Raw genomic sequence first — 14,657 nt, forward strand, 5'->3', positions numbered from 1 at the left:
GGGAGTCAATGACACACCCGCCGCCTACCATCCGGGCCGTGCATGACGACCGTTTCCAGCTCCCGGCCGACGCCGACGAGCGGACCCTGCTGACCTGCTTCCTCGACTGGCACCGGAAGGCGCTGGTCCGCACCTGCGCCGGACTTCCCGACGAGCAACTCCGTCGACGGGCGGTCCCCACCTCCAACCTCACCCTGCTCGGCCTGGTGCGGCACCTGGCCGGCGTCGAGCGGTGGTATTTCCAGGGCGGGATCGCCGAGAACTATCCCGGCAGCCTCTACACGGCCACCGGCAAGCTTGGGGAGGACTTCGACGACCTCGACTCCGCCACCGGCGAGGCGTCCTTCGCGATCTGGCGAGCCGAGGTCGAGACGTCCCGCCGGATCACCGCCGAGCGTCCGCTGGAGGCGCTCAGCACCCACGTGATCACCGGACAGTCCCTCTCGCTCCGCTGGGTGCTCAACCACATGATCGACGAGTACGCCCGGCACAACGGGCACGCCGACCTGATCAGGGAGGCGATCGACGGCCAGGTCGGCGAGTAGCGGCAACCCGGCGGTTCAGTCTCCGGCGGGCCGTTCGAGGTCGCGCTGCACCTGGTTCATGCCTCGCAGCCAGCGGTCCGGGTCGGCGGCCCGGCGGCGGTAGTACGTCGCCACCTCCGGGTGCGGCAGCACCAGGAAGCGGTCGTCGGCCAGCGCCGCCAGCACCGCCTCGGCGACCTGCTCCGGGTCGACCGCCCCGGCGGCGAGCAGGGCCGCCCCGGGTCCCTCGCCCCGCTCCAGCATCGGGGTGCGAACCCCCTGTGGACAGAGCGCCTGCACCACGACGCCCCGATGGGCGTAGCTCGCCCGCAGCCACTCGGCGAACGCCACCGCCGCGTGCTTGGTCACCGAGTACGGGGCGGCGCCGAGCAGGGTGAGCAGACCGGCCGCCGAGGCGGTGACGAGGAGCCGGCCGCGCCCGGCGGCCAGCCAGTCGGGCAGCAGCTCGCGGGCGGCGTACACCGGGGACATCGCGTTGACCCGCCAGGCGTGTTCCCAGGTCTGGTCGGCGGCGTCCAGCCCGCCGGTGCCCGGCACCCCCGCGTTGGCGCAGAACAGGTCGATCCGGCCGAACCGCTGCCGGGCGTACCGGACCAGCGCGGCCACTGCCGCCGGGTCCGCCGCGTCGGCCGGGAAGACCTCGCCGCCGATCCGGGCCGCGACCGACCGGGCCGCGTCCGCGTCGAGGTCGTTGACAAGCACCCGGGCGCCCTCGGTGGCGAACCGGGTGGCCAGCGCCGCACCGATGCCGGACCCGGCCCCGGTCACCACCACGGCCGCGCCGGGCAGGGCGAGTCCCGAGTTTTCCGCAGGCACGACGCAGACGGTATCGCCGAACCCGCCCTGCCGGGTAGCGCCGCCCGCACCCGACCGGGCCGGGGTGGGCAGCAGGCCGGCTGAATCGCGCGGCACGGCGCCCGGGGTGCGGGCTAACGTGCCGGGGGTGTCCGTCGACCTCGCGGCCTCGCTGGCCGGAACCACCACGACGCAGGTGACCACGGCCACAGTGGCCCAGCCGGACCCGGTCGGCGGGCGGGGCCCGGGGCCCGGATCGCCGGTCGCCGCAACGCCCGGTCGGGCGTGGTGAAAAGCTGTTGGGCATGAGTTCCGACAGCGCACCGCCCGCTCCGCCGGTCAGCACGAGCCCGAACGACCCCGACGAGGACTCCGGCACCTTCGCCGACCTCGGGCTGCGGACCGAACTCCTGGACGCGCTCGGCACGCTGGGCTACGAGGAGCCGACCGCCATCCAGCGGGCCGCCATCCCGCCCCTGCTGGCCGGCCAGGACCTGCTCGGCCAGGCCGCGACCGGGACCGGCAAGACCGCCGCCTTCGCACTGCCGCTGCTGCACCGGCTGCCGGCCGACCGGCGCTCCGGGGCACCGGCGGCGCTGATCCTGGTGCCGACCCGGGAGCTGGCCGTGCAGGTCTCCGAGGCGATCCACCGGTACGGCCGCGACCTCGGGGTACGGGTGCTGCCGATCTACGGGGGCCAGCCGATCGCCCGGCAGTTGCGGGCGCTGGACGGCGGGGTCGACGTGGTGGTGGCCACCCCGGGGCGGGCGCTGGACCACATCGCCCGGGACACCCTGCGGCTGGACGGCCTCGGCACGGTGGTGCTGGACGAGGCCGACGAGATGCTCGACATGGGATTCGCCGAGGACATCGAGGCGATCCTGCAACACGTACCCGAGCAGCGGCAGACGGTGCTCTTCTCCGCCACGATGCCGGCCCGGATCGACGGGATGGCCCGGCAGTACCTGCGGGACCCGGCCCGGATCGAGATCGGCCGGCAGCCGTCGCCCACCGGCACCGCCCCGCTGGTCCGGCAGACCGGTTACGTCGTCGCCCGCGCGCACAAGCCGGCCGCGCTGGGCCGGATCCTCGACGTCGAGGCGCCGACCGCGGCGATCGTCTTCTGCCGGAGCCGGGAGGAGGTCGACCGGCTCACCGAGACGATGAACGGGCGCGGCTACCGGGCCGAGGCGCTGCACGGCGGGATGACCCAGGAACAGCGGGACCGGGTGATGGGGCGGCTGCGGGCCGGCACCGCCGACCTGCTGGTGGCCACCGACGTGGCCGCCCGGGGACTGGACATCGAGCAGCTCACCCACGTGGTGAACTACGACGTGCCGTCGGCTCCGGAGTCGTACGTGCACCGGATCGGGCGGGTCGGCCGGGCCGGCCGGCAGGGGGTGGCGATCACCCTGGCCGAGCCCCGTGAGCACCGGATGCTCAAGACGATCGAGCGGACCACCGGGCAGCGGATCTCGATCGGCCGGATCCCGACCGTGGCCGACCTGCGGGCCCGGCGACTGGAGATGACCCGGGCGGCGCTGCACGAGAGCCTGCTGGAGGACGACCTCGACCCGTACCGGGTGATCGTGGAGACGCTCACCGACGAGTTCGACGTGATGGAGGTGGCGCTCGCGGCGGTGAAGCTGGCCCACGAGTCGGCGGGTGGCCCGGTCGACGAGGAGGAGGACATCCCGCAGCTGGCGTTCCGGGCCGACCGGGACGGCCGTACCCGGCGCGACGGCGGACGGGACGGCGGTCGGGACGACCGGCGCGGCGCCCGGCCCCGCTCCGGCGACATGGCCTGCCTCTTCATCGGGGTCGGCCGGCGGGCCGGCATCCGCCCGCAGGACCTGGTCGGCGCGATCACCGGCGAGACCCAGGTCAGCGGTCGGGAGATCGGCTCGATCGAGATCGCCGACCGGTTCTCCCTGGTGGAGGTGCCGAGGTCCGCGGCGAACGAGGTGATCACCCGGCTGCGGCAGAGCACCATCAAGGGCCGCAAGGCGACGGTACGCCGGGACCGCGAACCCGGCCCCGGGCAGCACGACCGCTGAGCGGGCGCCTGCGCCTGGGCTCAGTTCTGCTGGCGGAGCAGGTTGCGCAGTTCCCGGGCGAACTCCGCGATGGAGAGTGCGGCGGTGAACGGCGGCAGCACGATCACCGCGATGTTGCGGGGGTCGAGCGCCTGCTCGGTCAGTACCAGGCCGAAGACGATCTGGGTGATCGTGCCGATGCCGACCAGGATCCAGGGGTAGACCCGGGACGTCCGCCTCGGGTCGATGGTGGCCGCGACGAGTCCGAGACTGCCGACGATCACCAGGCCGACCACCACCACCGGATAGAGCCAGGCCGGCGAGTCGGAGACCTCGACGTTCAACCCGCCCGCGGCCCGGTAGGAGACGGCCAGGCCGGCCAGGTAGATGACGAACACCCCGACCGCGCTGAGCACGCCGAGGAACCGGGCCACCGCGGCGGCCCGGGGCGGCTGGGTAGTGCCTTCCCACTGCTTCGTCATCGTCGCCACCCTGGGGTCCGCCGGCTCTTGCCGCCATCATTCCCGGGTACGGCAGCCGGCTCGTCGTACGCTCGGATCGTCCTGCGCGTCTTCCGTGCGCGGGCCGGAGCCGATCGAGCGGCCTGCTCACCGGCCGTCCGGCGTGCCCCGAGCCCGACCGTCCGGTATGGACTCGCCGGCGGCCCGGGCATCCGCCGTCGACCCGCCGGCCGCCCCGACCGGACGACCCCCGGCGCCCTCGCCGACCGGGCTGACGGAGCGCCGCGCGAGGCGGCTCCGGAGAGGTACTATCTATTCACGTTCATCGATTACTGTCCCTGGACGGCCGGATCTCGCGGGGTGAGTGGAATGACGTTACGGCTACCCGTGCCCGGGTCGGCGGGAGCACGTCGTGCCCGGACCACGACGACCGCGCTGACCCTGCTCGCCCTGCTGGCCGGGCCGGTCGTCGCGCCGGGCCGGGCCGCCGCCGGAAGCGACCCGACCGGCGCACCGGCGGCGGGCCGGGACGCGGACGGCACCCGGCAGTCGATCCGGGTCGCCAACCCCTACCTCGGCACCCGGGCGTACGTGAATCCGGAGTGGTCCGCCCGAGCTGCCGCCGAACCGGGCGGGGCGGCCGTCGCCAACCAGCCGACCGCGGTGTGGCTGGACCAGATCGCCGCCATCGCCGGCACGCCGGACCGGATGGGGCTGGACGCCCACCTGGGCGCGGCCCTGGACCAGGGCGCCGGCCTGGTGCAGCTGACCCTCTACAACCTGCCGGGACGGGACTGCGAACGCCGGGTGAGCTTCGGCGAACTGGCCGTCGACGAGGTCGACCGGTACCGGACCGAGTTCGTCGACCCGATCGTCGAGATCCTCGCCGACCCGCGCTACCAGAACCTGCGGATCGTCGTCGTCGTGGAGCCGAACTCGCTGCCTAACCTGGTCACCCACACCTCGCCCCGACCCGCCGCGACCGCTGGCTGCGACCAGGCCAAGGCCCGGGGCAGCTACCTCACCGCCATCGGGTACGCGCTGGCCCGGCTGGCCACCGTGCCGAACGTCTACGCCTACCTGGACGCCAGCCACCACGGCCAGCTCGGCTGGTCCACTGACGGCGCCGCCGCCGCCTCGCTGCTCCACCAGGCGGCAAACACCGCCGGCAGCACCCAGTGGGCCGTACAGGGCTTCACCGTCAACGTCGCCAACTACTCCGTGCTGCGCGAGCCCTACCTCGACGTCGACGACGTGGTCGACGGCCAGCCGGTCCGGGACACCTCCTGGATCGCCGGCAACGGCTACGTCGACGAGCTGCCGTACGCCCAGCGGTTGCGGCAGCTGCTGGTCGCCGCCGGCTTCTCCTCCCGGGTCGGCATGGTCGTCGACACCTCCCGCAACGGCTGGGGCGGCCCGGACCGGCCCACCGGCCCCGGACCGTCGACAACCGCCGAGGAGTACGTCGAGGCGGGCCGGACCGACCGGCGCGGCTACCTCGGCAACTGGTGCAACCAGGTGGGCGCCGGGCTCGGCGAGCGCCCGGTCGCGGCACCGGCGCCCGGTGTCCACGCGTACGCCTGGATCAAGCCGCCGGGCGAGTCCGACGGGGGCAGCAGCGTACTCAACCCCGACCGCCGGTACGAGCCGATGTGCGACCCGACCTACCGCCCGGCCCCGTTCCCCACGGTGACCAGCGGGGCGATGCCGAACGCCCCGATGTTCGGCGAGTGGTTCCCGCCGCACTTCCGGCAGTTGCTGCAGAACGCCTGGCCGCCGCTGTAGAGAACCCGTCGGTCGTCGGGTCCCGACAGCTGCGGCAGCGCCTCCGCACAGGCGGAGACGAACGTCGGTCAGTAGTAGTCGCGCATCAGCTCGTCCGCCCAGCTCGGCTGCACCACCGGGGTACGGGGGGCGAACTCCCGCAGGTAGGGCTTGATGTCGAGCACCGGTGTGCCGTCCAGGGCGTCCAGGTCGGCGACGTGCAGATCCCGCCCGTCGACCCGGATCAGCCGGCAGCGGGAGACGGCGAGCCGGTTCGGCCGGTTCGGGCCTCGGGAGGCGAAGATGCCCAGCACCGGGAACCGGGAGTCGGCGCGCGGGTGCCGGGCCGCCGGGTTCACCCGCTCGGGAGCGATCCGGTCGAACAGGAACACCACCTCCAGGTGGGAGAAGTCGGCCAGCCCGAGCGCCGCGTCGGCGGGCAGGTGCCCGCCGATCCGGATCACGGACCGGACGTCCTGCCAGTTGTCCTCGAACGCCTCGCCCCGGCCGCCGACCACCCGGGCCACGGGTTCCACCTGATAGCTCATCTCCACCTTCCCCGGCTCCGCACTGCCGCACCATTCTCCGAGGAGCCACCGCCGGGCTCGTGGCGAGGGTTCCACAGTGCCGCCCGAGGAGCCGTCCAGGACAGCGCCGACCGGTGCGGCAACGCCGTCGCACTCGGTAATCCAGGCCGGTTCCAGAAACCGCGGTACGCCGGTTGCTACCGTTTACCGGCCCGTGGAAAAGGGGGGTGACCAGGCACATTGTCTCCACTCGACCACACCGTCGACCCGCGACCGGCGCGGGTGTCGGTAATCGTCCCGAACTACAACAAGGAGAAGACCCTCCGGGCCTGTCTCGCCGCGATCTACGCGCAGAGCTTCCCGCCGGCCGAGGTGATCGTCGTCGACGACGCGAGCACCGACCGTTCGCCGCGGATCGCCGCCGAGTTCCCCTGCACCCTGCTGGCGTTCCCGGTGAACCGGGGCGTCTCGGCGGCCCGGAACGCCGGAGCGGCCCGGGCCGGCGGGGACGTGCTCTTCTTCGTCGACTCGGACATCGCGCTCGCCCCCGACGCACTGGCCGAAGCCCTCGCGGAACTGCGGGCCCATCCGGAATGCGGCGTGGTGCAGGGGATCTACGAGATGACCCCGCTCTTCGCCGACGGGCCGGTGGAGTCCTACAAGACGCTCTTCGAGCACTTCTGGCGGCGCCGTGACGTCGGGGTCACCGCGACCACGATGTTCGCGCTGACCGCACTCCCCCGCCCCGTGTTCGAGCTGGTCGGGGGCTTCGACGAAGGGCTGCGCGACGCCGAGGACATCGAGTTCGGCACCCGGCTGCCGACGGCGTACGAGATCCGTACCAGCGACCGGGTGCTGGGCCGGCACGACGACGTGGACCGGTTGGGGCCGTACCTGTCGGAGCACTTCCGCCGGGCCCGCACGTACGCCGGGGCGGTCGTCGCGGCGCGCTGGGTCCCGGGACCGTCGGCCGGCACCCCGGGGTCGACGGTCGGCGCCCCGGGCCGCGCCAACAGCGGTCGGCGGGCGCCGCACCGGATCGACGTCGGTTCGGTGGTCGGGCTGCTGGGCAGCGCGGTCGCGGTCGCCGGGCTGCCGCTGACCGCCCGGTCGCCGTGGCTGCTGGCGGTGCCGCTGGCTGGGCTGGTCGGCTTCCTCGGGGCGGACCGGGCGCTGCTCGGGTTCGCGTTCCGGCAACGCGGGCCGGGCTTCCTGCTCTTCGCCGTCGGGATGCGGTTCCTGACCCACCTGAGCGAGTTCGCCGGGCTGGCGCTCGGGCTGACCCGGGCGCTGCTCCGGCGCCCCCGGCCCGGCCGGGTCGCCCCGCTGACCCCGGGATCGACCCGGTGGTGATGCCGCGGTGGGCCGGCGCGGCGGTCGAGGCGGTGCGGGCGGCGGTGCGGCGGCGGCCCGGCTGGTGGCGGCGGGCCAACCAACTGCTCGTGGTGGTCTTCGTGGCGGCACTGGCCGTCGGCCTGACGCTGTTCCTGCGGGACCAGGACTGGGCGCCGGTCCGCGAACTGGCCCGACGGCTCGACCCGGTCCAGGTCGGGCTGGTGGTCGGCGGTGCGCTGCTGGTCAACTCGGTCGGGCTGCTGCTCGGATACCACTCCTGGCAGGCGCTCTTCATCGACCTCGGCGCGGCGGTGAACCGGTGGACCGCCGCCCGGCTCTTCTTCGTCGGGTTCCTCGCCAAGTTCGTGCCGGGCCGGTTCGTGGCGCTGCCAGTGCTGCTGCGGATGGGCCGGGAGATCGACGTCGGGGCCGTCCGGCTGGCCGGTGTCTTCCTGCTCAGCTGGGTGGTGGTGGCGCTGACCGGGATGACCGTCGGTCTCGCGGCCGGCCCGGCGGTGCTCGGTGGCGCGACCGGGTGGATGCTGCTCGCCGTACTGCCGCTGGTGGCGCTCTTCGTCCGTCCGGACCTGCTCAACCGGGGGCTCGCCGTTACGGCGCGTCTGCTGCGTCGGCCACCGCCACAGGTCGCCGCCTCCCGGGCCGGGGTACGCCGGGCGATCACCGCCCAGTCGCTGTCCTGGGTGGTGTCCGGCCACCACCTCTGGCTGCTCGCGGTGACCGCCGGTGCCCCGCCGGCCCGCTCCTACCTGGTCTGTGTGGCCGGCTTCGCCGCCGCGACCGTGGCCGGCCTGCTGGTGATGGTCGTGCCGGACGGGCTCGGTGTCCGGGAAGCCGTGCTGATGGTCGGGCTGGCCACCGTGCTACCGGTCCCGGTCGCCGCTCCGGTGGTGCTGACCAGCCGGCTGGTCTGCGCACTGAGCGAGGTGGCGGTCGGTGCCGGCGGCCTGCTGCTCGCCCAGTACCTGCACCGACGGCGGCCCGGCCCCCACCGGAACGCCGACCCCGCGCTGACCGGCTGACCCGGGCCCGATCGCCACACAGCGCCGGAACGGCGCCGCACAGCTCCGATCCTGTCCCTAGTCGAAGAATGTCGGTGACAGCATGTCGAGTTCGTTCGTCCGTACCTCGGTGGCACGGCTGATCCGATTTCCCGTCCGGGTGCTGGTCCGGTCCAACAGGCGGATCAACACGGCCTGGTGGAACGCGCAGTACGCGTTGGGGTTCTGGCGCTATCTCGACGACATGTCCGACGGGGAGCTGCCGCTGTCGTTGATCGAGACCTGGGCGCCCCGGCCGACGATCCTGGACCTGGGCTGCGGCACGAGTGCCAACCTGCCGCTGGTGCCGGGCCGCTACCGCCACTACCACGGGGTGGACCTGAGTTCCCGGGCGATCGAGGCGGCCCGCGCGCTCGGCAGGCCGGACACGTCGTTCGAGGTGGCCGACATCCGCGGCTTCCACACCGACCGGCGGTACGACGCGATCCTGCTCCGCGAGGTGGTCTACTACCTGAGCCCGGCCGAGGCCGCCGACCTGCTCCGTCGGCTGCCGGCGATGCTGACACCGCGGGGCCGGATCGTGGTGCAGATCTACGCCGAGACCCCGGCCGAGGAGTTCGCCAGGGTGGTCCGCGACTGTGGACTCTCCGTCGCCGAGGAGGCCCCCGCGCGCCTCGGGGACGGTGTTGCCGGTGGCGCCTTCTTCGTCCTCACCGGCCGGCCGGGGACCGGGCGGGCCGGGAGCCGCTCGGGCCGGTCGACGACCGGGACGACCGGTGGCGCCGAGAGCCGGGTGCGCGGCGGATCCGCCGGGATGGATCCCACCGAGCAGGCCCAGGGCCGTGTCGCGCCAGGGACCGGGCCGGTTCACACCACGCCGGCTGTCCCGCCGGGTCGCGTCGAACCGGGCGCCGGGGTCAGACCGGGACCCGCCGCTCCCACCACGGCCGCACGCTGACCGGTTCGCTGCGCAGCAACCGCCGGTGCAGGTCCTGGAGCCGGTGCCCCGGCTCCACCCCGAGCCGGTCGGCCAGGGTTATCCGGGCGTCCTCGAAGGCGGTGAGCGCCTCGGCCCGCCGCGAGGTCTGGCCGAGGACGACAAGCAGCAACTCCCAGAGACGTTCCCGCATCGGCTGCTCGGCGAGCATGCAGCGCAGCTCGGAGACGAGGTTCTCCACGTCGCCGAGGAGCAGCCGTACCCCGGTGGCCTCCTCCACCGCGTCCTGACGCAGCTCGGTGAGGCGGATCCGTTCCGCCTCGGCGAGCGGTCCGGCCGCCTCCTGGAGCGCCAGCCCGGACCAGCGGGCCAGCGCCTGCTGGAAGAGGCCGAGCGCCCGGGAGAGTTCGCCCTGCGCCCGCGCCGACCGGGCCACCCTGACGTCGTGCTCGAACAGGGTGACGTCGACCGCGACCGGCGGGATGTCGAGGGTGTACCCCGGCCGGGTGGAGCGGAGCACCCGGGCCAGCGCCGGCGGCCGGCCCGGATGTTCCAGCACCCGGCGCAGCCGGCCGATGTAGGTGTGCACCATGTTCTCCACCGAGTCGGGCCGGCGCCCGTTCCAGATCGCGTCGACGATCTGCGGTACCGACATCACCATCCCGCAGCGCAGCGCCAGTACGGCGAGCACCTCCCGCTGCCGGGGAGTACCCAGGTAGAGGTTGGTGTCGCCCCGCTCGGCCCGGATCGGGCCGAGCAGCAGGATTTTCAGCTCGTCTTCCGACATCTTCGCTTCCCCCTAGACAGGCATCGCAGCTTCCCCCCGCACGGCCGGGCGGCACTGCCCGGCGTCGTCGTACGACAACACGGCACGTCGTCACCTACCGGTCGGCACCGGGTACGACGAACCGCAGCCCCCGGTCGAGCAACCGGGGAAGTACGGTTTCCAGGGCAGCCACGGTCTGCGACCGGTCGCCGCCGCCGTCGTGGCAGAGCAGGACGTGCCCGGCCCGGCTCCGGGAGAGCCGCCGGACGATCCGGTCCACTCCCGGGCGACGCCAGTCGCTCGGGTTGACCGTCCAGTCCACCGGCAGCAGGCCGAGGTCGGCGGTGGTCCGCAGCACCGTCGGCGACCAGTTGCCGCCGGGCGCCCGGAACAGCCGGGGTGCGCAGCCGACGGCGTCGGAGATCCGCCGCTGCGCCGCCTCGATCTCGGTACGCAGCCGCGCGGCCGGCAACGCCGCGAACGGCTGTGGATGCGACATCGAGTGGTTGCCGATCAGGTGTCCGGCGTCGCGGATCCGACGGGCCAGCTCGGGATGCTCGGCGACCCGGGCGCCGATCAGGAAGAACGTGGCCCGCACCCGGTGCCGGTCCAGCAGGTCGAGCATCCGGGGCGTCCACTCGGGGTGCGGGCCGTCATCGATGGTCAGCGCCACGCTGTGCCCGGCCACCCCGAAGACCGGCCGGTGCCCGTCGCCGAGCATCGGCCGGCGGGCCCGGAACTGCTGGGCGCGGAGTGCGAACAGCAGGTAGTGCAGCGCCTGGGCTGACAGGTACGGCAGCCGGATCCGCCCGGAGTACCGGACTCGCGGAGGGACCGGGCCGGTCATCGCGGCGATTTCGCGGTGGCCGGCCCGGCCGGCCCGAAGTTCCGGTCCACCAGGTGCCGCAGTCCGCCGACGACGGCACCGGCCACGACGGTCAGCTGGACGAGCAGGTGGACCGCGTAGAAGAAGGCGGTGAAGCCGGGGCCGCGCCGACGCAGTACGAAGCGCAGCAGTCCGGGGTCGGCGGCGACGAAGAGCACGAGTGCGGCGAGTGGGACGGTCAGCAGCCCGGGTGTGTACAGGGCGAGCGGCAGGGTCAGCGGCACCAGGGCGGCGCCGAGCAGCCCGGCCGGGGTGTTGGCCCGGATGCCGGCCGGTCCGCGTTCGGTCCTGGCGACCGGGACGAGCAGCTGGGAACGGCTGAACTGCTTGCGCAGCAGCCGGCCCAGGTGGTCGTCGTCGTCGTGCCGGCAGACCACGGTGTCGGTGAGCACGATGCCGTACCGGTCCCCCATCCGGTCACCGAGTTCGACGTCCTCGGAGGCGCGCAGCCGCTCGTCGAATCCGCCGACGTCGGCGAAGACCGACCGGCGGATCAGGCAGACCGCGAAGAGGGTGGTGCGGACCCGACCGACGTGGCGCAGCCGCCACCAGTGCCCGTGCAGCAGCCGGTACGCCTCGACCGGCCCGTCGTCGAAGAGCGGTCGGAGCGCGTAGATCCCGTGCACGCAGGCGACGTCCGGCTGCGCGGCGAGGATCGCCAGGGCGTTGCCGAGAGCGTCCGGCTCGGGCGCGCAGTCGGAGTCGACGAAGAGGAGCAGCTCGCCGCTGCTGGCCCGGATGCCCCGGTTCCGGGCGGCGGCCGGCCCGGTGTTGCGGTCGGTGACAAGCAGCCGGCACGGGAACTCGGCGGCGATCCGGCGGGTGTCGTCGGTGCTGGCGTCGTCGACGACGATCACCTCGGTGACCGGGCGTCGCTGCGCGTAGACGGCCGTCAGGCACGCGCGGAGGGTCTTCGACCCGTTGTGTACGGGGATGATGACCGACACCGTCGGCGACATGTTCACCCACCTCAGCGGGATCAACGTGCGGGACATTGACATTCCGAGATCTACTCCGTCGCGACCAAGCTATCCAGTCGCTTGTCGACTGGCAAGCGTTGCCTTACGTAGTCAAGGTTGCGTACAGCACCGATCCAGAGAAGATCCCGTACCAATCGATAGCGTTCCGACATGCCCAATCTGGTCAGCCTGTCCGATTGCGAGCGGCTCACCGTTCGCGAGGTGCACGACCTCTATCGCCGTTACGTCAACGCGAGCCAGGTCAACCTGATGACCTCGTTCGGGTTCGGCCGGGAATTGGTCGACCACGCCGAAGGCGCACACCTGGTGCTCCGCGACGGCCGCCGCGTCCTCGACCTCACCGGAGGCGTGGGCGTACTCAACCACGGGCACAACCATCCGCGCATCCTGGCCGCCCGGCAACGGTTCGCGTCCGAGCGGCGGATGGAGGTGCACAAGACGTACTTCTCGCCGTACCTGGCGGCGCTGGGACACAACCTGGCCCAACTCCTCCCCGGTGACCTGCGAATGTCCTTCCTGCCCAACTCGGGTGCCGAGGCGGTCGAGGGGGCGGTGAAGCTGGCCTACAAGTACCACGGTGGCCGGCGGGGGACGATCCTGCGGGCCGACTGCGGGTTCCACGGGAAGCTGCTCGGATCGGGCGGGCTGACCGGACAACCGTCGTTCAGCTTTCCCACCATTCCCGGCATAGTTCCATTTACCTATGGGAATCTGGATTCCGTCCGGCAGGCCGTCGAGGCGCACCCCGGCGATGTCTACGCTCTTGTCGTGGAGCCGTTCAGCGCCTCCACCGTGACATGGTGCGACGAAGACTTCCTCCGCGGGATTCGCGAGCTGTGCGACCGGCACGACATCGTGCTCATCTTCGACGAGATCTACACCGGCTGGGGTAAGACCGGCAGCCTCTTCTACTTCATGCGGTATCCGGGCCTGGTGCCGGACGTCCTTACCACATCGAAGTCATTCGGCGGGGGGAAGTCATCGATTTCTGCATTCGTCGCCCGGGAAAAGGTGTTCCGGAAGGCGTACGACAACCTCACCGACGCGCTGCTGCAGAGCACCAGCACCACGTACTACGGCATGGGCGAGGAGTGCGTCACCGCGCTGGAGGCGCTCAACATCGTCGTCGAGGACGACTATCCGGCCCGGGCCCGCGAGCTGGAACGGGTACTCGAACCGGCGCTGAACCGGCTGGCTAAGGAGTACCCGGAGGCGGTCGGCCGGGTCGCCGGGGCGGGCGCGCTCTGGGGGGTGCAGATCGACGGCGGCCCGAAGATCCTCGACCTGGTGGCCCGGCTCGCCCCCGCCGGGATGGCCCGGGACCCGAGGTTCAAGGCGAAGCTCGTGACCTGCGCGGTGATCCAGGCGCTCTACCGGGACCACGACATCTTCACCTACTACACCCTCAACGGCCGCAACCCGCTGATCCTCGGGCCGTCCCTGGTGACCGACCCGGCCGACGTGCAGCGGGCCGCCGACGCGCTCGGCGAGGTGCTGGAGCAGGGCCTGGCCAGGCTGGTCACCCGGTTCGTCGCGCAGAAGGTCGGTTCGCTGTGGTGATCACGGTGACCGGCGCGGCCGGGATGCTCGGCTCCCGGCTGGTCGAGCGGCTGGCCGCCGACGGGCACCAGGTGTGCGGGGTGGACCTGCGGGCCGGGCCCGGGGTGGAGGTGGTCGGTGACGTCCGGGACCGGCGGGTGATGGACCGGGCCACCGACGGCGCGACGGCGGTGCTGCACTGCGCGGCGGCGCTGCCCAGCTATCCGGCCGCCGAGATCCGCTCGATAATCGCCGACGGCACCGAGAACGTGCTCCGGGCCGCCCGACAGGCCGGGGTACGCCGGGTGCTGCACGTCTCGTCGACCGCCGTGTACGGGCTGCCCCGTCAGGTGCCGACGCCGGAGGAGCACCCCCGGGAGCCGGTCGACACGTACAGCGCGGCGAAGGTGGCGGCCGAGGAGATCGCCGAACGGTACCGGGCCGGTGGCCTGCCGGTGGCGATCCTGCGGCCGAAGACCTTCCTCGGGCCGGGCCGGATGGGGCTGTTCGCGATGCTCTTCGAGTGGGCCGAGGAGGGCCGGAACTTCCCGGTGCTCGGCTCCGGCGACGTGCGGATCCAGATGTTCGCCGTGGACGACCTGGTCGAGGCGGTGCTCACCGTACTTGCCGCGCCGGACGAGCTGGCGAACGACACCTACAACCTCGCCGCCGAGCGGTTCCGCACCCTGCGGGAGGACTTCCAGGCGGTGCTGGACGCCGCCGGACACGGCAGGCGGGTGGTCGGGATCCCCGCCCGGCCCGCACTGTTCGCCCTGGAACTGCTGGAACGGACCGGCCTCTCCCCGGTGTACGGGCGGCTGCTGCACAAACTCCGGCACGACTCGTACGTGAGCATCGACAAGGCCGTCGAGCGGCTCGGCTTCAGCCCCAAGCTCTCCAACGAGGACGCGATCCTGCGCACCTACGAGTGGTGGCGGGGGCAACGCCACCTGGCGCGCCCGTCCCGGGACGGGCGGACCAGCCGCGACCCGTGGCGGCAGGGCGCGCTCTCCCTCGCGAAGATCTTGTTCTGATCGGAGTCGACGTGTTCCCACCCCAGCGGAGTC

General features: G+C 72.8%; 14 protein-coding genes. 8 read left to right on the forward strand and 6 right to left on the reverse strand.

All coding sequences use genetic code 11. The features are described from left to right. Positions 1-38: 38 nt before the first annotated feature. Positions 39-545: a DinB family protein gene (locus O7626_RS17025; RefSeq protein ID WP_278062149.1), complete on the forward strand. Its 507-nt coding sequence runs from the start codon at positions 39-41 to the stop codon at positions 543-545. Between the two features lie 15 nt (positions 546-560). Here O7626_RS17025 and O7626_RS17030 read toward each other — a convergent pair whose 3' ends face one another. Further along, entirely contained in the window at positions 561-1,361 is an 801-nt protein-coding gene (locus O7626_RS17030; protein WP_278062150.1) for an SDR family NAD(P)-dependent oxidoreductase, read from the reverse strand. Between the two features lie 284 nt (positions 1,362-1,645). Here O7626_RS17030 and O7626_RS17035 point away from each other — a divergent pair, with 284 nt between their 5' ends. Continuing rightward, complete coding sequence (locus O7626_RS17035; RefSeq protein WP_278062151.1) at positions 1,646-3,397, forward strand: DEAD/DEAH box helicase; 1,752 nt, start codon at positions 1,646-1,648, stop codon at positions 3,395-3,397. Between the two features lie 20 nt (positions 3,398-3,417). Here the strand turns inward: O7626_RS17035 and O7626_RS17040 are convergent, their stop codons facing one another. Beyond that, a complete protein-coding gene (locus O7626_RS17040; protein ID WP_278062152.1) occupies positions 3,418-3,858 on the reverse strand; it encodes a hypothetical protein in 441 nt (146 codons plus the stop codon). A gap of 348 nt (positions 3,859-4,206) precedes the next feature. On the opposite strand from O7626_RS17040, the gene O7626_RS17045 reads away from it, so the two are divergent. Continuing rightward, the gene (locus tag O7626_RS17045) at positions 4,207-5,622 is read left to right on the forward strand and encodes a glycoside hydrolase family 6 protein (protein ID WP_278062153.1); all 1,416 of its coding nucleotides are present in this window, start codon (positions 4,207-4,209) and stop codon (positions 5,620-5,622) included. A gap of 68 nt (positions 5,623-5,690) precedes the next feature. Here O7626_RS17045 and O7626_RS17050 read toward each other — a convergent pair whose 3' ends face one another. Beyond that, entirely contained in the window at positions 5,691-6,149 is a 459-nt protein-coding gene (locus O7626_RS17050) for an SAM-dependent methyltransferase (protein WP_278062154.1), read from the reverse strand. A 219-nt stretch (positions 6,150-6,368) separates the two neighbouring features. Between O7626_RS17050 and O7626_RS17055 the strand changes: the two genes are divergently transcribed. The 3 genes from O7626_RS17055 to O7626_RS17065 all read left to right on the forward strand — a co-directional run bounded on the left by O7626_RS17055 (position 6,369) and on the right by O7626_RS17065 (position 9,440). Continuing rightward, positions 6,369-7,481 carry a glycosyltransferase family 2 protein gene (locus tag O7626_RS17055; protein ID WP_278062155.1) on the forward strand — a complete coding sequence of 371 codons (1,113 nt, stop codon included), beginning with the start codon at positions 6,369-6,371 and terminating at the stop codon, positions 7,479-7,481. Beyond that, complete coding sequence (locus tag O7626_RS17060) at positions 7,475-8,503, forward strand: lysylphosphatidylglycerol synthase domain-containing protein (RefSeq protein WP_347404794.1); 1,029 nt, start codon at positions 7,475-7,477, stop codon at positions 8,501-8,503. Before O7626_RS17055 ends, O7626_RS17060 begins: the two co-directional genes overlap by 7 nt. Positions 8,504-8,585: 82 nt before the next feature. Then, the gene (locus tag O7626_RS17065; RefSeq protein WP_278062156.1) at positions 8,586-9,440 is read left to right on the forward strand and encodes a class I SAM-dependent methyltransferase; all 855 of its coding nucleotides are present in this window, start codon (positions 8,586-8,588) and stop codon (positions 9,438-9,440) included. On the opposite strand, the gene O7626_RS17070 is transcribed toward O7626_RS17065, so the two are convergent. From O7626_RS17070 to O7626_RS17080, 3 genes are all read right to left on the reverse strand, one after another. Beyond that, a complete protein-coding gene (locus O7626_RS17070; RefSeq protein WP_278062157.1) occupies positions 9,400-10,206 on the reverse strand; it encodes an AfsR/SARP family transcriptional regulator in 807 nt (268 codons plus the stop codon). The two genes, O7626_RS17065 and O7626_RS17070, sit on opposite strands and share 41 nt — an antisense overlap. Positions 10,207-10,300: 94 nt before the next feature. Further along, positions 10,301-11,032 carry a polysaccharide deacetylase family protein gene (locus O7626_RS17075; RefSeq protein ID WP_278062158.1) on the reverse strand — a complete coding sequence of 244 codons (732 nt, stop codon included), beginning with the start codon at positions 11,030-11,032 and terminating at the stop codon, positions 10,301-10,303. After that, complete coding sequence (locus tag O7626_RS17080; protein ID WP_278062159.1) at positions 11,029-12,030, reverse strand: glycosyltransferase family 2 protein; 1,002 nt, start codon at positions 12,028-12,030, stop codon at positions 11,029-11,031. The genes O7626_RS17075 and O7626_RS17080 overlap by 4 nt, the downstream gene beginning before the upstream one ends. A 270-nt stretch (positions 12,031-12,300) precedes the next feature. Between O7626_RS17080 and O7626_RS17085 the strand changes: the two genes are divergently transcribed. Then, positions 12,301-13,611 (forward strand): aspartate aminotransferase family protein, encoded by a 1,311-nt coding sequence (locus O7626_RS17085; protein WP_278066193.1) that lies wholly within the window; start codon positions 12,301-12,303, stop codon positions 13,609-13,611. Then, positions 13,605-14,624 carry an NAD-dependent epimerase/dehydratase family protein gene (locus tag O7626_RS17090; RefSeq protein ID WP_278062160.1) on the forward strand — a complete coding sequence of 340 codons (1,020 nt, stop codon included), beginning with the start codon at positions 13,605-13,607 and terminating at the stop codon, positions 14,622-14,624. Before O7626_RS17085 ends, O7626_RS17090 begins: the two co-directional genes overlap by 7 nt. Positions 14,625-14,657: the final 33 nt, after the last annotated feature.

The sequence above is a fragment of the Micromonospora sp. WMMD1102 genome (assembly GCF_029626265.1).
Lineage (GTDB): Bacteria > Actinomycetota > Actinomycetes > Mycobacteriales > Micromonosporaceae > Plantactinospora.